This window comes from Bacillus sp. FSL L8-0152 (assembly GCF_038006365.1).
Classification (GTDB): Bacteria; Bacillota; Bacilli; order Bacillales; family Bacillaceae_G; genus Bacillus_A; species Bacillus_A cereus.
In genome coordinates this window covers 1,530,876-1,556,869 of record NZ_JBBOVB010000001.1, presented here as the reverse complement: position 1 = coordinate 1,556,869, position 25,994 = coordinate 1,530,876, and the positions used below count along the sequence as shown (strand labels likewise).

Sequence of the window (25,994 nt, the reverse complement as noted above, 5' to 3'; positions counted from 1 at the left end):
AATTTTTATAAAATACCAATTCCATTTTATATTACGAGAAAGAAAACAAAACAAAAAAATCAACCGAACGGTTGATTTTTTATCTCCTACTATAATGCGCAGTATCAATACCACGCTGCATTAACCAATGATATGTTTCACCTTTTACAACAAGAGGTACAGATTGCAACTCTTCTATCGTCTTCGCACCAAGAGCTGTCATAATAAATTTCAAATCTGTATGTAGAAGCTCAATTTCATCCACTAATTTCTCGATACCATCTTGCATTAAAATACGTAAAAAGTAACCAGCAAACGCAGTTGTATTCGCCCCTAATGCGATTGCTTTCGCTACGTCAAGCGCTGTCTGTATACCCCCTGATGCAATAAAAGAGAGGTTATTATTTGTAGAGGTTGCTTCAATAATCGAGGTTGCTGTTTGTATGCCCCAGTTATTAAAATAAGAAAGCATTCGCTGTCTTCTTTCATTTTCAACAGCAGCAAAATTCGTACCACCTTGCCCACCAATATCAATTGCCGTTACACCTACGTTCGCTAACTGTTGCATTGTTTCCTTGCTCATCCCAAATCCAACTTCTTTTACAATGACAGGAACTTTACTATTTAAAACAATTTTCTCTATGCGCTGAAGTACACCAGTAAAGTCACGGTCTCCTTCTGGCATCGTTAACTCTTGTATGACATTTAAATGAATTTGCAATGCATTCGCTTCAATCATATCAACGGCACGCTCTGCCTGCTCGATAGTTGCCTCACTACCTAAATTAGCAAAGAAAATACCATTCGGGTTTACCTTTCTAATCACCTTATAAGAAGCAGCCTCACTTTCATCTTTTAACGCCGCCATTTGCGACCCTACAGCCATAGCAAGGTTATGCTGTTTCGCTACATATGCTAATTGCTCATTAATATGTAACGTTTTCTCTCCTCCACCACCAGTCATCGCATTGATAAAAATCGGCGAACTTAGTGAAAGTTCGCCGATTTTTGTTTCACATGTTATTGTGTCATAATTTGAATTTGGCAAGCTTTGATGCACAAAATCAATATCATGAAAGCCATGCGTACGAGACTGACCAGTAGAAAGAGCGTATTCAATATGATCTAATTTACGTTTTGCCCTTACCACTTGTACCCCTCATTATTTCTTTAATTTTTTCAGTTGTTCACCAATAATATCACTTAATTGGAAAGTAGCAGAATCAGCATTTGGCTCATACTGACTATAATCTTCAATTACATTATTTTCCTCAAGCGCTTCTTTTATACTTAAAGAAATACGTTTCTCTGCTACGTGAACTTCAAGTACTTTCACTTTTACTTCTTGTCCCATTTCCAATACTTCATTCGGGTTTTTCACGTGACGATTTGCAATTTGAGATACGTGTACAAGTCCTTCAACGCCAGGTAAAATCTCAACGAATGCACCAAATGTAACAAGGCGTTTTACTACTCCCTCACGAATATCTCCAGCTTTTATTTCGCCAGCAACGTTTTCCCAAGGTCCTGGTTGAGCCGCTTTAATTGATAAAGAAATACGTTGTGTATCAGCATCAACAGATAACACCTTTACCTTAACCTTTTGACCTTGCTCTAATACTTCAGAAGGTTGCTCTACACGTTCGTGTGAAATTTGTGAAATGTGAACTAAACCGTCCACGCCACCAACGTTAACGAAAGCACCAAAGTCAGTTAATCGTTGCACTGTTCCTTCAACAACGTCACCTTCTTTTAATGAAGAAATTGCTTCTTTTTTCTTAGAATCTAGTTCTAATTCTACTACCGCTTTATGCGAAAGGATTACACGATTTTTTTCACGGTCTAATTCAACAATTTTCACCGCTAATGTTTTACCTTTATAGTCAGTAAAGTCTTCTACATAATGTACTTCTACAAGTGAAGCTGGAATAAAACCGCGAACACCAAGGTCCACAACTAATCCGCCATTCACAATATCTTTTACAGTAACATCAAATACATGACCAGAAGTAAATTTCTCTTGTAATTCTACCCATGCTTTTTCTGCATCAACAGCACGTTTAGATAAGACAAGATCATCTTCTTCTAATTTAATAATTTTCAACTCTAGTGTTTGATCTAATTCTACAACATCGCTTGCTTTTTCAATATGAACGTTAGCTAATTCACTAATTGGAATTACGCCATCTGTTTTGTATCCAACATTTACAAGCACTTGTTTCTCTTCAACTTTCGTTACAGAACCTGTAACAACGTCACCAACTTGTAATTCTTTTGAATCCATAACTTCTTCATTCATTTTCTCTACCATGGAAATACCTCCCTACAGAATTGACAAAGCATTTTTTTATGTATATACGAAATGAAAACAAAGTTTTCATTTGCATGTTTAAGAATTTCTCATCACACACTCTTTTTCAATACCATTCACAAGAAAATATATTAAACCTATATAAATAGTATACAGCAAAACCAGCTTGAAAAAAGTATGTTTTGAAATATAATAGCGAATATATTCTGACAGTTTTATTCCTCTTTAACTAACTTCTTACAAATCAGCTCATTTGTCAAGGAAAGAGACTCACAATTCACGTATCCTTTACATTTCTATTTCAACAAAAAAAGAAAGAGGATTATCCCCTTTCTTTATTTCGCAAACACTCCTGAAACAATACTCATAATTTTTTGGACAACTTCTTCAATTGATAAAGAAGTCGTATCTAATTCCAATGCATCATCAGCCTTTTTTAGTGGAGAAACTTCGCGTTCTGAATCTAATTTATCACGCTGAGCAATTTCTTCTTTTAGCTGCTCTAAATTAGAATCGAAACCTTTATTTAAATTTTCTAAATGCCTTCTTTCCGCTCTTTCTTCAACAGAAGCAAGCATAAAGATTTTCACTTCAGCATCCGGTAATACATGTGTACCAATATCACGGCCGTCCATTACAACGCCGCCTTTTTTCGCTAACTCTTGCTGACGACGTACCATTTCTTCACGAACAAGGCGATGCTTCGCTACAATAGATACTCGATTCGTCACATCAGGTGTACGGATTACTTCAGAAACATCTTGTCCATTCAAAAATACAAGCTGCGTATTTTCTCCTTGCTGAAATTCAATATTTACATTCTTTACAACTTCCATTAACTGTTCTTCATTCTCAATATCTACTTTTTGTTCAAGGGCTGCATATGTAAGTGTACGGTACATCGCGCCTGTATCAATATAAACGTAAGAAAGTTCCTTCGCAACAACTTTTGCCACTGTACTTTTCCCAGCAGCTGCTGGACCATCTATAGCAATTGAAATTCGTTTATCCATTGTAACACCTCATTTTTTCACTTATAAAACAAAACGAAAAGCAGGTGTTCACCCTGCTTCTTCTCATTTGCTTCACGTCATTAAATCCTCAATTATTGTAGCATAATCCTTCATAGAAGAAAATGAAAACTACCTATTCACCTGCAAGATTTCTGCTTTATTTTTTACCATGACACCTTCGTAATAAACAATTTTAGATAAATATTTCACTGATGACTTATGTATAAATAACAATTGTACAACAGAAAGACAAATGAATTGTATTATTAATATACGAATAAAAATTCTCTCCATCTTTTTCAACATAATTGCCCCCTCCTATACTATATTTGCACATTTCGTTTCGTGATTTTATACATCGTACATATAGCAGTTAATTTTATTGTCATTTTCGAGGCATACTTTTATACATTTCCATTGTCGAATTTACTCAAAACATGTTATGTTCTAAATGTATTTTTTTACTTGAAAGGGGTATAAGCATTGAAAAGAATCCTAGTTTTACACACAGGTGGAACAATTGCAATGGAGGAAGATAAAGAAACTGGGGTCGTACAACCAGGTGAAAAAAATCCTCTTTTAAAATTCATTCCTGATTTAGAAGGCGATGTTGATTTAATCGTTGAAGATGTGTTCCATCTACCATCTCCTCATATGACACCGAGCGAAATGTTACAATTACAAGTCATCATTGATGAAAGAGTAAAACAAGACAACATTCATGGCGTAGTCATTACGCATGGTACGGATACATTAGAAGAAACAGCTTATTTCTTAGATTTAACAGTACAAGCAACCATTCCGATTGTTGTGACAGGTGCAATGCGCTCTAGCAATGAGTTAGGTGCTGATGGTCTATATAACTTCTTATCAGCTGTAAAAGTTGCTAGTTGTGATGAAGCTGCAGAAAAAGGTGTTTTAGTCGTATTAAACGACGAAATTCATTGCGCTACAAATGTAACGAAAACACATACAAGTAATGTCGCAACATTCCAAAGCCCACAATATGGACCAATTGGAATGGTAACAAAACGCGGTGTTGTCTTCCATCACGCTTTAGTACATCACGAAACATATACGATAAACAAAGTATCTAAAAATGTAGTTGTTCTAAAAGCATATGCCGGCATGGATGATACATTATTAGCAGCAATCGAAAATCTTCCTGTAGACGGTATTGTTATCGAAGCGCTTGGACAAGGTAATCTACCTCCAAGAACACTTCCTAGTCTAGAACGATTATTAAATAAAGGTATTCCTGTCGTATTAGTTTCTCGCTGTTTCAACGGTATCGTTCAAGACGTATATTCGTATGAAGGTGGCGGTAAACACTTAAAAGATATGGGCATTGTATTCACATACGGCTTAAATGCACAAAAAGCACGCATTAAATTACTTGTCGCATTAGAGAATACAAATTCTCATGAATCCATTCAAAATATGTTTATGCACGAATAAAAAGGAGCTGTCGAGGTTTTCCCGACAGCTCCTTTTTATTTTTCTCTTGATGCAATAGTTTGTGCAATCGCATCTCCATGAAATCTACCGTTCTCGATAAATATTTCATTTGCATTATTTCCAGCAGCTATGACACCTGCAATGAAAATATTTTCAGCATTCGTTTCCATTCTATCCTCTGTATAAATTGGACGTCCTGTTTCTTCATCAATCTTAACACCCATCTTTGTTAAGAAGCTATGATCAGGATGATAACCAGTCATCGCAAATACAAAATCATTTTGGATTGTAAAATCTTCACCATCAACTGTAAACGTTAATGTATGCTCAGTAATTTCTTTCACATGAGCCCCGAAATGCATTTGAATTGTGTCGTTTCGTACTAACGCCTCAAATTCCGGCAAAATCCAAGGCTTTATGCTTGGTGAATACTCACTTCCACGATACAGTACCGTTACACGCGCACCAGCTTTAACAAGTTCTAACGCGGCATCTACACTCGAGTTTTTCCCACCTATAACTACTACATCTCGATCAAAATAAGGATGCCCCTCTTTAAAATAGTGAGCTACTTTCTTCAATTCCTCACCTGGAACATTCATATAATTTGGATTATCATAATATCCAGTTGCTACAACAATATATTTCGCTATATATATTTCTTTACTTCCGTCACGCTTTGTCGTCTCAACCTGAAAAACTTCTCCATCGTTTTGAACTTTCTCCACTCGCTCAAAAGCATTTACACGTACAGATTTACGTTTTACCACTTCACGATAATACGCAAGCGCTTGATTTCGAACTGGCTTACGATTTTCTGTAATAAAAGCTACATCACCAATTTCTAATTTTTCACTAGAAGAGAAAAATGTTTGATGAGTTGGATAATTATAAATGGCATTTACAATGTTTCCTTTTTCAATTACTAACGGATTCATCCCTACCTTTTGCAACGAAATCGCTGCCGCTAATCCGCACGGACCGCCTCCGATTATAATAACTGTTTCTTTCTGCATACTCGTCCACTCCTAGTCTTCTACCAATACACTATTTATAAAAACAAGAAAAAACCTACTTACAGCAGTAGGCACCTATCTTTATTGTATTCATTTTTCATATATTTGTCATCTAAACGAAACGTACATCCGATAGACATCTGCTAAAAACTGCTGAAATTTAATACCTTGTTTCCCTAATACATTCTCAGGATCAATCTTTCTAGCTGGATCAAGCGTTTTATGTGACACGATATCTTTTTTCGGATTTAAGCCAAAATTTTGGCATAAATACGCATGATACCATGTAAAACGATTATATGCTTCCCAAAAGTTAACATCACCGCCATAACAAAGTTCCACTCCAATGGCCGCCTTATTCGCGTCATAGCCGTATAAGTCATTATCCGTCGGCACACCATATCGAACATGATATGCAACTTCATTTATAGGAATAATCTCCAATATTGTTTTATCATCTATAAATGTATGCGCCGAAGCTTTCGGTTGTAATTCATTAAAGTAATCTCGATTTCCTATCGCATTGCTTCCAGGATTCCCCGTATCATGGCTTACAATAAATCTCACTTTAGTTAGAGGAATCCCCGGTCGTGAACTTCCATATCCTATATAGTTACGCTCTATAGGAAACATCGCCATTGCTACCAACTCCCGCTCTAGAAGATTACCTTACTTCCTTATATATGTATTCGGTAGCAATGTCCTTATCGCATATTTCTTACGCAAAGAGAAAATCGAAAATATTTGAAGTGAACACCATAAACAACAAGATACTTACAGCCACTCCATAAAAACCGTAAAACCAAACACAATCTTCTTTCGTATCTAAACCGAAAAATTTGTTTACCGATTGTAATAATGTGCCACGCTTGCTTTGTTTGTTTCGTAATACTTCCACTCGCTCTACAACATCTGCTGGCATCATAAATCTTTGGTCTACTGTCATTTTCATCATTTATCTCTCCTTAAAATCATTTCCGTTTTGTTTATCTAAGGAGAGTATAGCACATTTGTTCGTATAGAACAAGCGTTCTTTTTGTTTTTATTTTATTTTTCAGCAAGCCAAGTAAAAATTGAGATTACAACGGCAATAATCGGCCCTACTACAACCACACCAAATATCAAAAACAGTAGCCCTTCCCCGAACATCCGGACAGTACTTATTTTTCGAGCTTTCACCGTTCTTGCAAGTTCTCCCTCTAACCTCTTAACCTTTTCTTCTAATTGTTCTACTCGTTCCAGCATTTCATTCTTCATATACAACACCTCATTTAATACCTCAACAAAAAAACGTGATTCCCTCGAAAGGAAATCACGTTTTCTCAATATATAATATTTTATACCCAACCTCTGAAGCGGCTTGCTTCAGCCATTTTACGAACACCAATCATGTACGCCGCTAAGCGCATATTCACTTTACGAACTTGTGCTGTTTCATAAATAGAATCAAATGATTTTACCATTACTTTTTCTAAACGTTGTTCTACTTCTTCTTCAGTCCAGTAGTAACCTTGGTTATTTTGTACCCACTCAAAGTAAGATACCGTTACACCACCAGCACTTGCTAATACGTCTGGAACAAGTAAAATTCCGCGATCTGTTAAAATTTTAGTCGCTTCTAATGTTGTTGGACCATTTGCAGCTTCAACAACGATTTTCGCTTTAATATCATTAGCATTTTCTTCTGTAATTTGGTTCTCAATTGCAGCTGGAACTAAAATATCGCAATCAAGCTCTAACAATTGTTTGTTTGAAATTGTATTGTTAAATAGCTTTGTTACTGTACCGAAGCTATCACGACGGTCTAATAAATAATCAATATCTAATCCGTTTGGATCATGTAAAGCGCCGTAAGCATCTGAGATTGCAATAACTTTCGCACCTGCATCATGCATAAATTTAGCTAAGAAGCTACCAGCATTACCGAACCCTTGAACAACAACGCGTGCACCCTTAATATCAATGCCACGTTTTTTCGCAGCTTCGCGAATACAAATTGTTACACCTTTCGCAGTTGCTGTTTCACGTCCATGTGATCCACCTAATACAAGCGGTTTACCTGTAATAAATCCTGGTGAATTAAATTCATCAATACGGCTATACTCATCCATCATCCATGCCATAATTTGAGAGTTTGTGAATACATCTGGAGCTGGAATATCTTTCGTCGGACCTACGATTTGGCTAATTGCTCGTACATAACCGCGGCTTAATCTTTCTAACTCACGGAATGACATTTCACGTGGATCACAGATAATCCCACCCTTACCTCCACCATATGGTAAATCAACAATACCACATTTTAAACTCATCCAGATTGAAAGTGCTTTCACTTCATTTTCTGTTACATTCGGATGGAAGCGAATTCCACCTTTCGTTGGACCAACAGCATCATTATGTTGTGCACGATATCCTGTAAATATTTTAACAGTCCCGTCATCCATACGAACTGGTATTTTCACTGTCATCATACGAATTGGTTCTTTTAATAATTCATATACTTCGTTTGGATAACCCAATTTTTCTAACGCTTCACTAATAACAATTTGTGTTGAATTCAATAGTTCAAAATGTTGTTCCCTTTGTTGTTGTGTTTTTGTTTGAGTTCCCTTTTCGGCTACCATAGTAAGTAAACCCCCTGTAATTTCACTTGTTTAGTAAACCTTCATTGCCTAGTATACACCCTTAAATTTGGAATGCAATAGAAAACGCTAACAAATATATACAAACTATTTTCTGTTGCAAGCGTTTTCACTATTATTATAGTCCTTTTATTACTTTTAGAAAAGTAAAATACTTAAATATTTAAATATTTTTTATTTTCCTCAGCAACGCTCCCATAAAACTGCATATTTTATTTTCAAAAAGTATGTTCGCGTATTTACTATCATCCCTTCCCTTATCCAAATAAAAACAAAACCTCAGCTATGTTGTATTAGCTGAGGTTTTGTTTTTTCACAAAGTAATTGTGTATTTGTTCTATCGCGTTAAAATCCATTAATTCTTTACCGTACTCCATGATGCGATAAATAGTTGCTGTAGACGGATTGCCGTATTCCGCTAAAATAGCTATAAAATCCGCTTTTAACAATTGAATTTGTTCCTCTTCTTCCACCCAAAGATAGAAGCGCTCATCCCACGTATATAGCTTTCCGCCAGTTACACCAAGGTTATATAAGCGATTCGACAGGTTAATTATGTCATCTAGCGTAGCAAACTCATATAATATATGTTCACTTTCATCTAGAGTCACTTGCATTTCAATAAACTCGTCACGGAACTCATCATCCGTATCAATTTCTTGATTTTCTTTCGTTACAATTACAACCATCCCTTGTGCTTGTAGAGAAAACACTTCAACTGCAATCGGACCATCTGCTTCAAATCCTAATTCCTTATTTGCTTCTTGCATCATATCACGAAATAATTGCTGTACTTTCGGCGCATTTCTCCATAAATCTTCTTTCGTTAATCCTCTTTCAGATAAATCATCAAATGTTAGAAAAATTTTTATCTTATTGTAATTTAATCGTTCCAGCCTCATCTCATACCCTCCCTACGTAACCAATGCATCTAATTTTTATTATATGAAATAGAAAATAGATGGTTCTTTTCGAACAACTATTCCGACATTTTTAACCATTCATCCCATTCTTCTTTCGTATCACCAATTAAGATTGTTTCAATGTCCAACTGGTTTAGAACGCCTAGCTTTCCGATAAATCCAACAGAAAGAGATTCCCTTTTTTCTTGTAATACATTTATAAAGTTCATCGTCTTTTTCATTTCTAGTTCGTCAGCAAAAGATACAAATACATATTTCGGCTGTATTTCCTCTACCGCTGACAACATACCATCTTCAGCTAAGCTTGTCCTAATATATATCGCCTCATATCCTTTTAAGCGTAAATAAATTGAAAAAATAAATCCTTTCAATGCATTCTTTTCTAACACAATAACTTTGTGTAAAGAAGAAAACATTGAGGCATTGTGATACACCATCCCTAGACGCGTTTGTAAAAATGATAGTGCATATTGAAATTGCACCATTGAAATCTCATTATTATTTTTTGACGTTAATAATTTGTCTGTCACTCGAAGAACGATACTGGCAACAACCTTTTCTGTTGAATATATACTAAAAGCTTCGTTTAATAATGCAGCAATTGTAATTTCATCAAATTTTAACAAAGCTTGTAGCAAATCGTCCACTAAAACAACTTCTTTATCGAAATGTATCTCTTTTTGAACTGTACTCTGCAAACGATTCTCTTCTAATAACTGAACTGCTTGTCCAATCATCATACCGGAAGAAACTTTTTCCATTAACCATTTTAAAATTTGAATATGCTCTTCTGTATATAAACGATGCCCAGCTTGATTCCGCTTTGGGGCAATAATTTGATATCGTCTTTCCCATGCGCGAAGCGTACTCGGCTGAACTCCAATTATATTTGAAACAGCTTTTATATTATATTTTCCACTAAGAGTTGGCATCATTTCCCTCCGCACAATGTAATAATATGTGTTTGAGCAGGCGCTCGGAAACGAAGTGGTATCAATGTTGTTCCGTACCCATTACTAACAAAGAGAATCGTATTCAAATGGTTATATACGCCACCTTTTAAATATTTTTTAGATGGGAATAATCGGATTTGTCCTCCATGCGTATGTCCACTTAATACAAGTGAAATCTGTTCATTTCCAGACATCTTTTTTATTATATCAGGGTTGTGACTAACTAAGATACGAAAACCATCTTCTTTACAATCCGCCAATGCCAAATCTAAACGATCACGGTGCAATCCAACATCATCTATACCGAGCAAACAAATTTTCTCGCCTAATTCAGACTCAAATACCACTCTTGTATTATCTAAAACTTTTACGTTATTTTCTAATAATAAAGCATCTAATTCATGATATTCTATCTCATAATCATTGTTTCCCCACACAAAATATACAGGAGCTATCTCTCTTAACTTTTGAATATTGGCAGAGATTTTTGATAAAGAGACTCCTTTCTCTGCTAAATCTCCTCCGATAATTACGAGATCTACTTTTCCTTTTACTTGTTCAATTAACAAATTCGAAATGACTCTTCTATGAATATCAGAAATAAAAAACACATTTACTTTTTGAAAACTTTTCGGAAATTCTTTAAATACTAAAGTATGTTCCAACACTGTATTACGCATCGCTTCTTTATACATCACAAGAAGTAATAAAATCCCCATTCCTATGAGAGTACTGAATAATATAATCCATATCATATTTTTTACTCCCCTCATCATAAAGATAACCCTAGGCTTTTATAACAAACTGCGTTCGCCTAATTCACTAGCTCTCTTGCTTTGTGGACTTATCTTTTATCGGAATTTTTAATTCTTGACCTGCACTCACTTCATCTTCTTGCAAGTTATTATACTTTTTAATTACTTCAACCCCATTTTCATCTGAAAAATATTGCTTCGCTATACTTTCTAAAGTTTCTCCCTCTTTCACAGTATGCGTTATCGCTTTTTCAGACTGTTTCTGCGACTCAGATTTAGCTGAATCAAAGAAGATTACTTCAAACGCACTTTTCCCGGCATTATTACTATCGCCCTTCACCTGAATATATTTATCCGTATACCACAAAATACTAATCGGCAGCAGAATGAATAGAAATGTTAAAACCCGGACGAAAATATGATTTATTTTAAACTTTTGTTTTTTCTCTTTATTTCTATGAATTTCACTACGCGGCGGTAAACTTTCTTTTTCTTCTACTCGCTCAACTTCTAATTCCTCTTCAAAATCAGGAATTCGTTTCCTCATGTTGTTCACCACCACCTTCCATTTATTTTCTTAATTGGAGTCCCATTATAAAATCAACAAGAAAGTGTGCAAAGATTGTTATAAACAAATTCCCTGTCCATTCAAATACATAACCAAAGACAAAACTAATGAAACAGACGAAACAAAACAAAAATGGCTTTGTTATATAACGAATATGTAACACTGCAAATACGAAACTCGCAATTACAATTCCAAAATGAGTCTGCACTACACCTCTAAATAAAAATTCTTCTGCAAAACCGATTACGAACGTAATAATGAGTAAATGCAGAACCGACATTCCTCGAAACATCTTATCGTTAATACCACCATCATCAAACCAAGACTCTGGAAACACTCGCATTGCAACATAATCTAATAACACAATACCAATCGCTAACAAACCACCTATAATAAGTATAGATACTGGTTCCCATCTCCATAAATTAAACACTTCTTTTACATCTTGAAATAATATATATGCTAGTAAACAGCCAATACCGATAATAATTAACTGTGTTATATATAGATTCAGCCTTATTTCCTGCGGACTCATATCTTCAACATTATGCCTTTGAATGTTCATCATTCCCCCATCTTTTCTAGGCCGAAAAGCTTTTGTAACTCTGTTTCCCAATTATAGTCGAAATCCGATTGTTGCGCTCGTCTTTTTTTATAATCTTCTTTTGTAATACCACAATAATCACAGCAATTATTTAACTCTTTCTCTTTCCTATAACCGAACTGTTGCAACACATATTCACGTCTACATCCTTTAACTCGTATCCATGACTTCATATTTTCTAGCTCACTATATTTATTACGCAACCTTATCTCTACTTCAGCTATTAATCGGTTCATAATTTCATCTGACAAACTCTCTAATAATAATCTTCGTTGTTGTATAATTCCAACCTGTTCGAGATGATAACGAACGAAACGCCAATATTGCTCATTAAATCTTGCTGCATTATAACAAATTTCTTCTACATCTTCTATTGGTAATTCTTTCGTTTGAAACATTCTTTCTTGTAGTAAAGAAAATAAAAATTGTATTTGCGACTTACTTGGCAATTCATCCTCAATGATTGAAATTGGTAAATCATGATCCAACGGACTACACAATAAAATAGCTATACTCGGTTCGCCATCTCTTCCAGCTCTTCCGATTTCTTGTAAGTAAGAAGCTATATTAGTTGGATAATGAAAATGAATAATATATTGCGTATTCGCCTTATTTACCCCCATACCAAATGCACTTGTACATATTACAAGCTGCAATTGATCGTTCATAAACTGTTGTTGAATTAACATACGCTCTTCATGTTCCATACCACCATGATAAAAAGCTACACCAGTAACACCTTTTCCTCTCAAGTATTCCGTTAACCTTTCTGTCCACGCTCTACTTGAACAATATACAATTCCCGGCCCTTGTAAATACATCACCTGCTCCAAAAGCGCCTCTTTCTTTTCTTCTATCGTCTCTACAAATTGCACCTCCATTGCAATATTAGGACGGTCAATAGAGTATACATGTTCCGCGGCACCCTTTAAATTTAAACTGTCTGCGATATCTTGTAGTACCCCTTTTGTCGCTGTGGCTGTCAATGCTAATACTGTAGGAGAACCAATATTTTCAATAACTACATTTAGTTTCTTATAGTCCGGTCTAAAATCATAACCCCATTGAGAAATACAATGAGCCTCATCAACAACAAATAATGAAATATGAATTTTCTTCAATTCCCTAATTAATAACTCCGACTGTAACATCTCTGGTGAAACAAAAATAAATTTATATGAAGATAATTTTTTCATCGCTTCTCTTTTTTCATTTAATGTCCGAAAACTATTAAATGCTATCACTCGGTTTTTCACAACATACTTTAATTGTGTCACTTGATCTTCCATTAAAGATAATAACGGTGATACAACAAGCACTGTTCCTTCTCGCATAAGCCCCGGAAACTGATAGCACATAGATTTCCCTCTTCCAGTCGGAAGCATTGCTATCACATCTTTTCCTTCTAATAAATCTGTAATAACTCCTTTTTGACCTGGACGAAATTCAGAATATCCAAACCACTTATATAAATATTCTTCAAGTTTCATTTACACCCTCCATCCGCGCTAATACAAGACGAACTTCAAAATAAGAGATATCTTCTCCAACCGCTTGTTTCAAAACACGTAACTTCCGCGTTTGTAATGCTTCAATTACTTTTATTACTTTGTCTATCTTTTCTTTTTCCATAAACATTTCAATAGAAAAATCTTTTTCTCGCAAAGCAATTTCAACAAAATGATCTTCTATCGTTGCAACCTTTAAATTCCGAATCGTCGCTATTTCTTCTAAAGAACGCCCTTGTCTCCAAAAATTATATGTTTTTTTCGTGGATAAACTAAATAATTCAGCTCTCTCATTTGGATAAGATATAATTTCAGCTAATAGTGGAAATTCATTTTCTTTATCACGAACTTCTTGTATAAAGAAATGCATTGTACCCCAAAATAAAAAATACACCCTGAATATATCTTGTTTCGTAATTTCTGCTAATTGTTGCAATGTACAACCAATACGTTCATAGCCCGTTAGTCGATATGTTACAATCGTCGCTTCTATCGCATTACTCTTTTCCAAAAGATTATGTACTTCCGTCCATAGTTTCCTCGCCAACTCACTTCTTTTATATGGCCTTCCTGTTAGAAAACGTTTTACCCACATCATTATTTCTGTATCTTGTTGAATTGGGATAAACTTCGTATTATTCTGTTGTAAATTTGATATGGTTTGAATAATCAATGATAATCTTTTCCAAAATGTTTCACCTAATTCACCATAATGTAAACCATGCAAATGTGCTGGAAAAGCATAAACTTCCTCCCATTTATGTAACTGCATTTTACCCGTAGGTGTTAACACATATGTATTTTCATGTATTTCTTGAATAAAATCCGCTTGCAACAACTTTACAACTTCACCATCATAGTCATTTCTATTTAATGATTTATATATTCCGAATAAAAAAGAAATCCGGAACATATTTCCATCTTGTAAAGTTTGCGAAGAACGTTTGCCCTTTAGTAAATAATAAATAGAAGAAACGGTTCTTTCACCATTCAATTGTTTTAAACAATGCAACAAAGTATATTGTATTTGCATGACCGCTTCCACCTTCCAATCTTAACTTCATTCTTTTCAGTACAATTACACTATCTACTGTCGCTCATTAAACTTATCATATAAGAACTATATACTTGTATATATTCTATTGTATCAAACGAAATCACATTTACGTATTTTGAAAATCTTATGACATAATTCAAAAATAAGTTGACACTCTAATTGATAAGCATTATCATTATAATTTTATGTTGAAAAGTTTCACAAACCGTTTTACAATAAGGTTATAATTTTTATGGCGAGCTTTTCACATACATATTATCAGGAGGGAAAAAAGATGGCAAAATATACAATCGTTGATAAAGATACTTGTATTGCATGTGGTGCTTGTGGCGCTGCTGCACCAGACATTTATGACTATGATGATGAAGGTATTGCATTTGTAACATTAGACGATAACCAAGGTATCGTTGAAATTCCAGATGTATTAATTGAAGATATGATGGATGCATTCGAAGGCTGTCCAACTGACTCAATTAAAGTTGCTGACGAATCATTCGACGGAGACGCTTTAAAATTCGAATAGTCTTTTATTAACTTCAAAAAACGCCCCTCATATTGATGAGGGGCGTTTTTTGTATCTAAATTTTATTTTCCTTAATAAAAAACCATTAGTAGTTCCACACTACTAATGGTTTTAATATATATTATGCATTTTTCATTTTTGCAAACACCCATACTTTCAGGCGTGAGAATAATGCTACAAATACAATTGTTACAACAATTCCTTTAATTAAATTAAATGGTAAGATTGCCGTTACAACCGTTGTTCTGATAGCTTCGCTAGACATAGCCGGTGAATTTAAAAACCAAGTGTAAGCCGGGAATATGATGATGTAGTTTAATACACTCATAATAAGTGCCATTGTAATTGTCCCTAGCATTAATCCTGTCGTTAAACTCTTCACAGTACGATACTTTCTAAATAAGAAAGCTGCTGGTCCAATAAATAAACATCCTGCAATAAAGTTTGCAATTTCTCCAACTGGTACTCCTGTTAAACTTCCTTGAATCCCGTAATGTAAAATGTTCTTTATCGCCTCTACAATCACTCCTGCTACTGGTCCAAAGATAATTGCTGCAATTAGAGCTGGTACATCACTAAAATCAATTTTCAAAAATGGCGGAAGCCCTGGGAACGGAAAATCCAACATCATTAGTAAATATGCAATACTACTTAGCATCGCTACACTCACCATCTGCACTACACTGTTTTTTTGTTTCATCTTTCTCTCTCCTTTTCCATCGATCATCTCATGGAAAGTGGAAAGGTTCTGCTATGCCTATTTTTTCATAGAACGAAAAAACCCTTTGTGTTTTACACAAAGGGAGAATTTAAGGCACATCAAACAGACGTTCAAATCCATATCTTTTTTGAACGCTTGAACCTCCATCTTCTCCCATCCAGACTATACTGTCGGCTTTGGAATCACACCAAATCCTGCCTTAACGGCTCGCGGGCTTAGAACAAAATCATAAATAGTTCATCACCGCCGGTCGGGATTTTCACCCTGCCCCGAAGATAGACCGATATTCTATTTTCCCCTTCATTATACAACAACCTCATAACATTGTGAACTAAAAAATTGTAACTTATTTAAAATTAGTTATTTATTTTTCGTAACAACAAATGAATTGCGAAATATTTTACAATACAATCCATATTTTTTATTATTCGGCATTTCTCTTTTGAATTACCTAGTCATATATAATTAAAAGTGATAAGATATTGAATTGTTAAGATAAGAACATTTTCTGAGTTATGGAGGAAATGTCATGAAAAAAGAAAAGAGACATTCTATTCGAGAAGCAATGAAAAAAAACTTAAGAAAAGAATACTTTTACTTAAAAAAAGAATTACTTTTCTACTGCCCAATTGATTTAGGCACATTCTCAAACGAGACATACTATGCTACTTTCGATGAAGATGGCATCAGTATTTATCAGTATGATAAGAAAACAGAAAGTAAATTAAAATTGTGTGAGCGTCATCCGTGGAAGAGTTGGAGTAAAGTGAAGATTGATCACTATTTGACAACTTCTCAATTTATTTTTCAGGGTGAGCGAAATTGGATCTTATCTCTTTTTCAAAAAGGAAAAGAAGCTCAAAAAATTATTGAAGAGCATACATCTTTACAAACAGAAGTTGTTTCCCGCTCTTTCTTAAAAAAACTTCCTGGCTTTCGTTCTAATACACCACTGAATAAATACATCGGTAGCATTTGTTACACTGCACTTATTGCATTTTTATTAAAATGGATGATTCCATTTCAAGCACCACAAATCGCCCTGTATTCTATTTCGATTGGTTGTATGCTTCTTGGCCTACTTTGTTTGACAATTGGTTTAATTGAACCGACTATCGTACTGTTTCGAACAAAAGAGAAAACAAGAACAAAAGTTTTTTACTTATATAGCTATTTAGCTATTTCTGGATTTATATGTGTCTTTATTTTTTGGTAAAAGAAACCGTCCCAAAATAAATTTTGGGACGGTTTTCTTTTAAATATAGATACTCTAATTCACTCAATACTTCTAGGAGAAGCGCCCATATAATTTCATTTACATTGAACCTTATTTAAGAATATTCAAAGTTTAATTTTTGAGACGTTGCCTTTACTTAACATATAATTGTTGATTAGGATAAATTAGCTCTTGCTGCAATCCATTTTTTTCTTTAATTTCCTTAAGTGTCATACTAAATTTCCGTGCAATACTAACTAAAGTATCCCCTTTTTGTACGACATATAATGATGAAGAAACAACTTCATTTCTTTGTTCACTTAAAACAAGCAATGGGTTCATCGCATTCTTTTTCGCCATCGTCCATCTTCCTTGATGAAGTTCTAGATGTAAGTGTGCACCTCGCGATTCTCCCGTGTTCCCTACTTCTCCAATTTTTTCTCCTTTTGAAATATAATCCCCTTGAACTACATATCTCTTATTTAAATGTGCATACACAGCCTCATATTCTCCATGTTTAATAAATATAACGTTTCCATAACTACTTGAATAATAAGACTTTGTTACCTTCCCTTCTTGAATAGCTGACACAGGCGTGCCGATCGGTGCCGCTATATCTATACCGTAGTGTTTTCCGTGTCTTGTCCCAAAATAATCACTTATCTGTCCTTCAACAGGCCATGCCCATTGATTTCCCTCTGCGTACACATGTAATTGAGATAAAAACAGTACTGTCAATAACATAACGCCGTATTTTAAAACTTTCATATACATCCTCCGTTTTCTAATTACCACCATACCTTCTCTATTTTGGTATATTACAGAAAAAAGTATACAAAAAAGAAAGTGAATCACTCCACTTCCTTCTCTTTCTTATCACGAAAAACGATTGCACTGCGATTATACTCTACATCTTTTACTTGTAATCGAGCGTTTATTACTCTAGCTACTGCAAATAAATAGTCAGATAATCTATTTACATACTTTAGAACAACTTCATTTATTTTTCCTTCTTTTTGTAAGGACACGATACATCGTTCTGCTCGCCTTACAACTGTACGTGCAATATGAATAGCAGCTGCCGACTCGCTTCCACCTGGTAAAATAAAGCGCTCTAGCGGCGGTGCTTCTTCTATATACGAATCAATCCTACTTTCTAAGTTTTCGACCATTTCAATTTTTACTTTATAAGGTATCTTCTCACCTACTATCGCCAAGTCTCCCCCGCAATCAAATAGTTCATGTTGAATCGTTTCAAGTTCATTGTAAATATCTCCGAAAGGCCCGCCTTGTAGTTTAGTCATTGCATATCCGATATGAGAATTCGCCTCGTCTATTGTTCCATACGCTTCCACACGAATATCATCTTTATCAACCCTACCACCTATTACACTTGTCGTTCCTTTATCTCCTGTTTTTGTATATAATTTCATTTCTTCACAGCACCTCTCTTGTTATTCTTTATTCGAGCAACATAGAAAAAAGTTCTACCATTCTTTATTTAATTGAGTTTACAAAAAAATAAAAAACAGCAGAACTTTATTCATTATCAACTTTAAAAACGTATATCTAAATTATACGATTCGGTAAATAGACAGAGAATGTAGTTCCTTCTCCAACAACACTTGATACAGAAATTTTACCATCATGGCCTTGAACAATATTTTTCGCAATCGCAAGCCCGAGTCCTGTTCCACCTTTTTTTCCACGTGTTCTTGCTTTATCAGCTTTATAGAAACGATCAAATAAAAATGGAATATCTTCTTCTGGAATACCAACGCCCGAATCTTGTACTTCAAAAATGAGACCATTATTTTTCGTATCAATTACAAGTGTTACATGTCCACCTGCGTTCGTATGACGTATTGCGTTATCAATTAAATTCGTCAATACTTGTTCCATACGATCTGCATCAAACGGGTATTGTTCAATTGGATTTTTGAAATCAACTGTTAGTTCAACTTCTTTATCCTTTGCAATCCCTTGGAATTTACGACCAATTTTTTCAACAAACGGATGTATGTCCACTTCACCTATATGTAACTCTACATTACCACTTTCCATGCGTGCTAAATCTAATAATTCATTTACAAGTTTACCTAAACGAACGGATTCATCATAAATGATTTGAACAAACTCATTAATTTCTTCTTTCGTTTGCACAATATCATCTAAAATTGCTTCACTATACCCTTGCAGCATGACCATCGGTGTACGAAGTTCATGCGATACATTCGCAATAAAGTCTTGACGCATCTTTTCAAGACGACGTTCTTCCGTCATATCTCGCAGTACTGCTACAGCCCCGCGAATTTTCGTTTGATTGTAGAGCGGCGTCATAAGAACTACATAGTTCCCTTTTTGTAAATTAATTTCAACAACTTGTTGTTGTTCGCTTTCTACAACGAGATGGAATAGTTCAACAAGTTCAGAAGGCAGTTTTTTACTGAGCTCTATCTCTTTTTCTTCTTGCCAAACTTGTAAGAAATGTTCAGCCGGCGGATTGATTACTACAACTTCACCTTCTTGATTTAATGTAATAACCCCATCTGCCATACTACTCAAAATACTTGCTAACTGTTCTTTCTCTTGCTGCAGGGCATTCATATTAAACTTCAACTGTTTCCCCATTTGATTTAAGGCCGTTGCAAGCTCACCAATCTCGTCCTGAGATACCATAGGGGCTTTCGCATCAAACTTCCCACGCGACACTTCAAAAGCAACCTCACGCATTTTACGAAGTGGCGCTGTAATTCGAGTAGATAAGAAGAATGCAAAGAAAGTTGTTAATATAATCGCAATCCCTGCTGATAAGAATATAAAATCAGTCGTTCTTTCCATACCTTGTATCGGCACTTGTAAAGATTCGTATACAAACACTGCACTTTGATTTTTTGATTGCACTGGTTTTCCGACAATCATAATATCATTTTCAGTATTTTTATTTTTTCTACTATTAGAGGCTTTTCTAATGTTATTCTTAATTTCTTTTTTGTCTGTAAACACAGCCGCTAATTCTTTATCTTCTTTTAAGTCATCCATTGTAAGAGTGACTAAGCCTTCTTGTTTCGGTGAAGAAGAGATTTCTTTACCATCTTCTACAATAATAATCCTTGAAAGTGGATCAGAGAATTTGTAAGCGATATTCTCAATCGTTTTTACATCGGCACCTTCTTCAATTAACTCTGAAACACTTGTTGCGACTTTTTGAAGCCTAGCTTCACTCATATCAACATAATACGTTCTAAAAAACTGTGAAAGTAAAATCGCAACAAATCCAAGAACAAACGAAACGAGAAGTAATATGGTCATCCATAACTTCCCTACTACACTTCTCCAAAGCATCAGTCGTTCACAACCTCAAATTTGTAACCTACACCCCAAACAGTAACAATCATTTTCGCTGCATCTGGTGATTTTTTGCTTAACTTCTCACGTAAACGCTTTACATGTGTATCAACTGTACGTAAATCTCCGAAGAATTCATATTGCCATACTTCTTTTAACAGTTGCTCACGATCGAATACTTTATCAGGAGCTTTCGCTAAAAATAATAGTAACTCATATTCTTTCGGCGTTAAGTTTACTTCATTACCATCTGCAGTAACACGGTGTGCATCGTTGTCAATTGTTAAGTGCGGGAATACAGTAACATCTTTTGTCGTTGTATCTTGTGTAAAGAATGTTGTTGGTACAGCACGACGTAATACCGCTTTCACACGTAGCACGACCTCACGTGGACTAAATGGCTTTACAATATAATCATCTGTTCCAACTTCAAATCCTTGTACTCTATTTACTTCTTCACCTTTTGCTGTCAGCATAATAATTGGTGTCGCTTTCTTCTCACGAACCCCTTTACATACTTCAATGCCATCTTTACCAGGCATCATAAGATCTAATAAGATTAAATCGTAATCATTTTGTAACGCCATTTCTAAAGCTGTATCACCATTATCTGCTTCTTCAATTGTGTATTGTTCTCTTTCTAAGTACATTTTCAATAAACGACGAATACGATCCTCATCATCTACAATTAAAATTCTTGATTCATTTTCCATCTCTACCCGCTGCGTACTCTCACTTCAGCGGTTCACACCTACCCTTCTTTACTATTATGTTGCGCTATTCTCGTTTATTTAAGCAATCTTCTAAATGTTTCACTTCCCATATTATGCTTCACAAGAATAATAAATTTTGTTCAATTTTTTTCCAAAACTATGTATTTTTTTTGAACAGTATATAATGTCCTCGACATCATTTTACAAAATCAACCGCTACTTTGTCATGTTTTTCTCAAAAAAGAAGAAAAGTTGACAACAATAAAATAGGAAAGTGACATGCACTCTCCTATTTTATTTCTCTATGCATATGAATGTAAACCGGCAATAATTAAGTTTACTACAATAAAGTTAAACATAATAATTGCAAAACCAATTACTGCAAGCCAAGCTGATTTCTCTCCATGCCACCCTTTAGATAATCGTAAATGTAGTACTGCAGCATAAAAGAGCCACGTTATAAGTGCCCAAACCTCTTTCGGATCCCAGCCCCAAAAACGCGTCCACGCTATTTGAGCCCAAATCATTGCAAAAATTAACGCTCCTAATGTGAAAACTGGGAATCCAATTGCAATAGATCGATATCCGATTTCATCTAGTAAATCACTATTCGTATTCTTTACTAACGGCTGAAGTGCTGCCGATACTCGCTTCCGTAAAACAAGTCTTAATACAATATAAAGTAATGTTCCAACTAACACTGACCAAATAACAGTATTTAATTTCTTCGCATTTACAATCGCTGGAACTTCAACTGCCGGTTCTAATTTATTTTCTGTCAGTAACTTCCCTTCATGCGGTCCAACTAAAGCCGGAAGATTGTACTTCATTTCCAGTTGCTGTTCATTTTTATCAACCCATTGAAACTTCGCTTCATATTTCATACTAGAAAATACCGTTGTTACTCCAATAAATCCAACTGTACAAACAAGTGTAAATACTACCGTCTCTAGCCAAAATGTCCGTTTACTTCTCGTTGATTGATCTACATTTTTTAATAAATACATAACGCCCGTAATAAAACTAATCGCTAAAATTGCTTGTCCTGCTGCTGCAGTCGTCACGTGAATATGTAACCAATTACTTTTTAAAGATGGAATAAGCGGAGATATTTCCCTCGGAAACATACTTGCATAGGCAATTAATAAAAGCGCAACTGGTAATGCAAATAGTCCAATTATACTTACACGGTACATAAAATACATTACAATAAATGCTCCTACAAGCATCATGCCGAAAAATGTACCGAATTCAAAAAAGTTACTAACTGGTGCATGCCCTGATGCGATCCACCTTGTAACAAAATATACTGTTTGTGCTATAAACCCTAAAATTGTAATTGTTATTCCTACATTTGCCCATTTATGACCCTTTTCTTTAATGGCTCCACCAAAAAATAGAGTCGCAATTAAATATAAAATAAATGCGGTAAAGAGAAAGTTACTACTTATTTGCACCATATCGTTTCCCCACCTTAACTAATTTTTTTATCGATTACTTTATCATTTGGCTGTGGAATTGCTGTACCTTCTATTACTCTTTCAATATCTTTCTTTAAACCGAACCAATTTTTATTCGTATGCCCTGCAATCCACCATTCATCATTAACACGTTGTATCCAAATACGGCGATGATTCCAATACATACCTTGAATGACACCAACCATAAATATAAACCCTCCAATACCGAGAATCCAAAGCGTTAAATCTTTTCTTACAGTAAGTGCTGTTGCATTTTGCATTTCAACACCTGCAAACGACATTTTATATTTGTTGTTTCCATCAGGTTCTATATTTTGCTGAATACCAACAAAACTCACTTCACCATCTGGTGTTTCAGGTGTAAACATTTTAAATACAAATGCAGGATTGTTCGGTAATTTCGTTTTTGTATTTGGTTTTCCATTCTCATCGAAATAAAAATCAGGAAAATAGCTTAATAGTTCTAGAGAATAACCATTTCCTAAATCATATTTTTCCTTAGGATTCGTTAAATCTACTTTAACCGGTCCCCATTTTTGATTATTTTCTTTATTTTGCAAGTTGAAGGACATACTTTTAAATTCACTTTCTTTATAATCCACTTGATACACTGCAAATTGATCAAATTTCAGTGGTTCATTTACTCGAATTTCCGCTTCTTTTACTTTTTCCAACTTTGGTTTTTGCCCTGCTATATTTTCGCCCACAGCTTTATATAATACAGCATTCGTTTGGAAGTTTTTCGCAATCATTTTATCGCCTACACGATCAATCGCTTCCTCAAAAACTTCCTTGTCCTTACTTTTATCATAAACTTCTTTTATAAATTTCTCGTTTTTTAAGTAGTATTGTCCATCCGTCCCTGGTATTTCTTTCGTTTCACCATCACGTAACCAAAGTGCTTCGTCTACGTACATACTCGGTAAAAAACGAAGCATCGCACCGAATAAAAAGATAATAAGACCGATATGATTTACATATGGACCCCAACGCGAGAAGCGTCCCTTTTCTGCTAAAACGTTTCCGTCTTCCACTTTCACGTTATAGTTTCTTTTCTTTAAATTCTTTTGCACTCTTTCCAGGTCACCATCTTTCGGTGTACCAGTCCCATATAATCTCTGTCTCTTTAAAAAGCTAGGATGTCTTTTTACGCCTTGCTTTTTTAAAGCTTTATAAAGTGGAATAACGCGGTCTAAACTACATATCACAAGTGAAATACCGATAGAAGCAATCAAAATCATATACCACCATGAACCGTATAAATTATTAAATCCTAATTGATAGTATAATTGCCCTAAAAATCCGTATTCTTGTTTATAATATTCAGCTGGTGCAATCCCTGGAGTTATGTACATTTCTTGCGGAAAAATAGTTCCTATCGCTGATGCAGCTAAAGTTATTACGATTAGCCATACACCCACTTTTACAGAAGAGAAAAAGCTCCAAATTTTATCGACTATCGTTTTTGTTTGCGTGAGAGATCTCCGTGCACTCCCCTCATAGCGCATATCCAATAGTTTTGCATTTTCATTGCTTTCAAATGGTTTCCCGCAAGCTTCACAAAAAACGGTTCCTATCGGATTAACATGTCCACATTCACATTTAATTTCTTTCAACACTCTCACCGCCCCTGTCTCTATATGTACTATTGTATATTCTAACCTCGAGTTACCGCAATACTCAGAATTTTTAAACCAGAGGCACTATAGACACGCACCTCTTATGTAAAGGCTTTCTTTATTACGGAGTAATTTTCTTTAAATACCCTTCTAACTGTTCTTTCGTTTGTTCACCTATAATTTGCTCCACTACTTTTCCATCTTTATCAATCAAAAAGCTTGTCGGTAATGGACCTACTCCATATGTTCCTATAATCTTTTGTCCTTTATCAATAGCAACTGGGAATTTCAAACCATATTGGTTCACAAAGTTCTTTACTGCAATATCCGTTTCATCCGCATCTAACGCTATGATTTCAACGCCTTTTTCTTTATACTTTGGATATAATTCATTCATATAAGGCATTTCTTTTTCACAAGGTTTACACCACGTACCCCAAAAGTTTAAAAATACACCTTTTCCCTTTAAATCTTTTAGTTCAATTTTCTTCCCTTCTAAATCCGTCACAACAAAGTTAGGTGCTTCTTTTCCGATTTGCATTTTCTCTTTATTAGCAAAGAATCCTTGATAAAGGGTAAATCCTACAGCACCACATAAAATGAGTAGAATAATAACGCGAAATAATAAGCGATTTTTCTTCATATTACCTCTCCTCTCCTCGGTAAATGTTATGTATTATCTTCTGTAAATGTTGTATTGAATAAATCACCAGCAGAGCACTCCACTGGTGAATTTTTAACTCTATAGCTTATCTTGGCTTTGTAGAAGCAAGCGCGCGTAATTGTTTCACCTCATGTGGTGTCAATTCTCTCGCATCACCAGGTCGCAGGCTTCCTACTTCTAAGAAAGCATAACGTTCACGTTTTAATTTCACTACTTTACAGTCTAACGCTTCAAACATACGACGTACTTGACGGTTACGTCCTTCATGAATTGTTAATTGTACAATAGCCATTTCTTTACGCTTGTCCCAAGAAATAATTTTCACATGTGCTGGTGCTGTTTTACCGTCTTCTAGTGCAACACCGCGTTCTAACATGCGAATTTTCTCACCTGTTAATGGGCCTTTTATTTTTGCAACATACGTTTTTTCAACTTTATATTTAGGATGCATTAATATATTTGCGAAGTCCCCGTCGTTTGTCATTAATAATACTCCTGACGTATCATAATCTAGACGTCCGATTGGGAATAAACGTTGTGTAATTTCAGGGAAAAAGTCTGTTACAACACTTCTACCTTTATCATCTGATACACTTGAAATTACACCAGTTGGTTTATATAGTAAAAAATAAACAGGTTCTTCTTTTTCAAGAGGGATGTTATTTACTTCTACTTTATCTTGAGGAGTTACTTTTGTTCCTAACTCTTTCACTATTTTTCCGTTAACTTTCACTTTTCCTTGCTGAATTAATTCCTCAGCCTTTCTTCTCGATGCAATACCTGCTTGCGCAATCACTTTTTGTAATCGTTCCATTTCTTTTTTTCACCTCGAATTTATCTTACCTTACATTAGAAAGACTTGGCAACCGCATACGCTTTACGGTTATTCGCTCCATCTCACTTAAACAACATAGCGATGATA

General features: G+C 35.0%; 28 protein-coding genes and 1 riboswitch. Of the genes, 3 read left to right on the top strand and 25 right to left on the bottom strand.

The annotated features are described in order from the left end of the window. Positions 1-79: 79 nt before the first annotated feature. The 4 genes from MHH27_RS07955 to MHH27_RS07940 form a co-directional block, all read right to left on the bottom strand. Positions 80-1,129, bottom strand: a complete 1,050-nt coding sequence (locus tag MHH27_RS07955) for a type 2 isopentenyl-diphosphate Delta-isomerase (protein ID WP_000251041.1) — start codon at positions 1,127-1,129, stop codon at positions 80-82. A gap of 12 nt (positions 1,130-1,141) precedes the next feature. After that, positions 1,142-2,290: a 30S ribosomal protein S1 gene (gene rpsA / locus MHH27_RS07950; RefSeq protein ID WP_000229558.1), complete on the bottom strand. Its 1,149-nt coding sequence runs from the start codon at positions 2,288-2,290 to the stop codon at positions 1,142-1,144. 335 nt (positions 2,291-2,625) lie between these two features. Beyond that, positions 2,626-3,303: a (d)CMP kinase gene (cmk, locus tag MHH27_RS07945; RefSeq protein WP_000361252.1), complete on the bottom strand. Its 678-nt coding sequence runs from the start codon at positions 3,301-3,303 to the stop codon at positions 2,626-2,628. A gap of 129 nt (positions 3,304-3,432) precedes the next feature. Beyond that, on the bottom strand, positions 3,433-3,606 hold the full coding sequence (locus tag MHH27_RS07940) for a YpfB family protein (RefSeq protein WP_023521499.1): 174 nt from the start codon (positions 3,604-3,606) through the stop codon (positions 3,433-3,435). 180 nt (positions 3,607-3,786) lie between these two features. Between MHH27_RS07940 and ansA the strand changes: the two genes are divergently transcribed. Next, entirely contained in the window at positions 3,787-4,761 is a 975-nt protein-coding gene (gene ansA, locus MHH27_RS07935) for an asparaginase (RefSeq protein WP_000822009.1), read from the top strand. A 35-nt stretch (positions 4,762-4,796) separates the two neighbouring features. Here the strand turns inward: ansA and MHH27_RS07930 are convergent, their stop codons facing one another. The 12 genes from MHH27_RS07930 to MHH27_RS07875 all read right to left on the bottom strand — a co-directional run bounded on the left by MHH27_RS07930 (position 4,797) and on the right by MHH27_RS07875 (position 14,763). Continuing rightward, positions 4,797-5,777, bottom strand: a complete 981-nt coding sequence (locus MHH27_RS07930; protein WP_340942153.1) for a YpdA family putative bacillithiol disulfide reductase — start codon at positions 5,775-5,777, stop codon at positions 4,797-4,799. A 108-nt stretch (positions 5,778-5,885) separates the two neighbouring features. Further along, positions 5,886-6,416: a peptidoglycan recognition protein family protein gene (locus MHH27_RS07925; protein ID WP_001240655.1), complete on the bottom strand. Its 531-nt coding sequence runs from the start codon at positions 6,414-6,416 to the stop codon at positions 5,886-5,888. A gap of 79 nt (positions 6,417-6,495) precedes the next feature. Further along, positions 6,496-6,732: a DUF3961 domain-containing protein gene (locus MHH27_RS07920; RefSeq protein ID WP_001983018.1), complete on the bottom strand. Its 237-nt coding sequence runs from the start codon at positions 6,730-6,732 to the stop codon at positions 6,496-6,498. A gap of 92 nt (positions 6,733-6,824) precedes the next feature. After that, positions 6,825-7,034, bottom strand: a complete 210-nt coding sequence (locus MHH27_RS07915) for a hypothetical protein (RefSeq protein WP_000787297.1) — start codon at positions 7,032-7,034, stop codon at positions 6,825-6,827. An 80-nt stretch (positions 7,035-7,114) separates the two neighbouring features. After that, the gene (gene gudB, locus MHH27_RS07910; protein WP_340942150.1) at positions 7,115-8,401 is read right to left on the bottom strand and encodes an NAD-specific glutamate dehydrogenase; all 1,287 of its coding nucleotides are present in this window, start codon (positions 8,399-8,401) and stop codon (positions 7,115-7,117) included. A gap of 311 nt (positions 8,402-8,712) precedes the next feature. After that, entirely contained in the window at positions 8,713-9,321 is a 609-nt protein-coding gene (locus MHH27_RS07905) for a genetic competence negative regulator (RefSeq protein ID WP_001235396.1), read from the bottom strand. A 77-nt stretch (positions 9,322-9,398) separates the two neighbouring features. Next, entirely contained in the window at positions 9,399-10,274 is an 876-nt protein-coding gene (locus MHH27_RS07900) for a MerR family transcriptional regulator (RefSeq protein ID WP_061660291.1), read from the bottom strand. Further along, complete coding sequence (locus MHH27_RS07895) at positions 10,274-11,050, bottom strand: metallophosphoesterase (RefSeq protein ID WP_000637796.1); 777 nt, start codon at positions 11,048-11,050, stop codon at positions 10,274-10,276. Before MHH27_RS07895 ends, MHH27_RS07900 begins: the two co-directional genes overlap by 1 nt. 67 nt (positions 11,051-11,117) lie before the next feature. Next, positions 11,118-11,597 carry a LysM peptidoglycan-binding domain-containing protein gene (locus tag MHH27_RS07890; RefSeq protein WP_001231555.1) on the bottom strand — a complete coding sequence of 160 codons (480 nt, stop codon included), beginning with the start codon at positions 11,595-11,597 and terminating at the stop codon, positions 11,118-11,120. A 22-nt stretch (positions 11,598-11,619) separates the two neighbouring features. Next, entirely contained in the window at positions 11,620-12,183 is a 564-nt protein-coding gene (locus MHH27_RS07885; protein WP_001025783.1) for a CPBP family intramembrane glutamic endopeptidase, read from the bottom strand. Next, entirely contained in the window at positions 12,183-13,712 is a 1,530-nt protein-coding gene (gene recQ, locus MHH27_RS07880) for an ATP-dependent DNA helicase RecQ (protein ID WP_000762977.1), read from the bottom strand. Before recQ ends, MHH27_RS07885 begins: the two co-directional genes overlap by 1 nt. After that, complete coding sequence (locus MHH27_RS07875) at positions 13,702-14,763, bottom strand: helix-turn-helix domain-containing protein (RefSeq protein WP_001167017.1); 1,062 nt, start codon at positions 14,761-14,763, stop codon at positions 13,702-13,704. The genes recQ and MHH27_RS07875 overlap by 11 nt, the downstream gene beginning before the upstream one ends. Before the next feature lie 298 nt (positions 14,764-15,061). Here MHH27_RS07875 and MHH27_RS07870 point away from each other — a divergent pair, with 298 nt between their 5' ends. Then, positions 15,062-15,310, top strand: coding sequence for a ferredoxin (locus tag MHH27_RS07870; protein WP_001151993.1), 249 nt, complete (start codon positions 15,062-15,064; stop codon positions 15,308-15,310). 121 nt (positions 15,311-15,431) lie between these two features. Here MHH27_RS07870 and MHH27_RS07865 read toward each other — a convergent pair whose 3' ends face one another. Continuing rightward, the gene (locus MHH27_RS07865; RefSeq protein ID WP_000810856.1) at positions 15,432-16,010 is read right to left on the bottom strand and encodes an ECF transporter S component; all 579 of its coding nucleotides are present in this window, start codon (positions 16,008-16,010) and stop codon (positions 15,432-15,434) included. Between the two features lie 162 nt (positions 16,011-16,172). Then, positions 16,173-16,312: riboswitch (FMN riboswitch) on the bottom strand. A 248-nt stretch (positions 16,313-16,560) separates the two neighbouring features. On the opposite strand from MHH27_RS07865, the gene MHH27_RS07860 reads away from it, so the two are divergent. Further along, positions 16,561-17,247, top strand: a complete 687-nt coding sequence (locus tag MHH27_RS07860; protein WP_000711798.1) for a hypothetical protein — start codon at positions 16,561-16,563, stop codon at positions 17,245-17,247. A 153-nt stretch (positions 17,248-17,400) separates the two neighbouring features. On the opposite strand, the gene MHH27_RS07855 is transcribed toward MHH27_RS07860, so the two are convergent. The 8 genes from MHH27_RS07855 to rluB all read right to left on the bottom strand — a co-directional run bounded on the left by MHH27_RS07855 (position 17,401) and on the right by rluB (position 25,886). Beyond that, positions 17,401-18,015 (bottom strand): peptidoglycan DD-metalloendopeptidase family protein, encoded by a 615-nt coding sequence (locus tag MHH27_RS07855; protein WP_000866228.1) that lies wholly within the window; start codon positions 18,013-18,015, stop codon positions 17,401-17,403. 83 nt (positions 18,016-18,098) lie between these two features. Beyond that, complete coding sequence (locus tag MHH27_RS07850) at positions 18,099-18,680, bottom strand: cob(I)yrinic acid a,c-diamide adenosyltransferase (RefSeq protein ID WP_000781271.1); 582 nt, start codon at positions 18,678-18,680, stop codon at positions 18,099-18,101. A gap of 136 nt (positions 18,681-18,816) precedes the next feature. Continuing rightward, entirely contained in the window at positions 18,817-20,592 is a 1,776-nt protein-coding gene (resE, locus tag MHH27_RS07845; protein ID WP_000964683.1) for a sensor histidine kinase ResE, read from the bottom strand. Continuing rightward, positions 20,592-21,308, bottom strand: coding sequence for a DNA-binding response regulator ResD (gene resD / locus MHH27_RS07840; protein WP_000426861.1), 717 nt, complete (start codon positions 21,306-21,308; stop codon positions 20,592-20,594). The genes resE and resD overlap by 1 nt, the downstream gene beginning before the upstream one ends. 302 nt (positions 21,309-21,610) lie before the next feature. Further along, positions 21,611-22,768 carry a cytochrome c biogenesis protein ResC gene (gene resC / locus MHH27_RS07835; RefSeq protein WP_000250087.1) on the bottom strand — a complete coding sequence of 386 codons (1,158 nt, stop codon included), beginning with the start codon at positions 22,766-22,768 and terminating at the stop codon, positions 21,611-21,613. Positions 22,769-22,782: 14 nt separating this feature from the next. After that, positions 22,783-24,408, bottom strand: a complete 1,626-nt coding sequence (resB, locus tag MHH27_RS07830) for a cytochrome c biogenesis protein ResB (RefSeq protein WP_098836206.1) — start codon at positions 24,406-24,408, stop codon at positions 22,783-22,785. 121 nt (positions 24,409-24,529) lie between these two features. Continuing rightward, positions 24,530-25,051 carry a thiol-disulfide oxidoreductase ResA gene (gene resA, locus MHH27_RS07825; RefSeq protein ID WP_000742194.1) on the bottom strand — a complete coding sequence of 174 codons (522 nt, stop codon included), beginning with the start codon at positions 25,049-25,051 and terminating at the stop codon, positions 24,530-24,532. Positions 25,052-25,157: 106 nt separating this feature from the next. After that, positions 25,158-25,886, bottom strand: coding sequence for a 23S rRNA pseudouridine(2605) synthase RluB (gene rluB / locus MHH27_RS07820; RefSeq protein WP_000440553.1), 729 nt, complete (start codon positions 25,884-25,886; stop codon positions 25,158-25,160). Positions 25,887-25,994 lie beyond the last annotated feature (108 nt).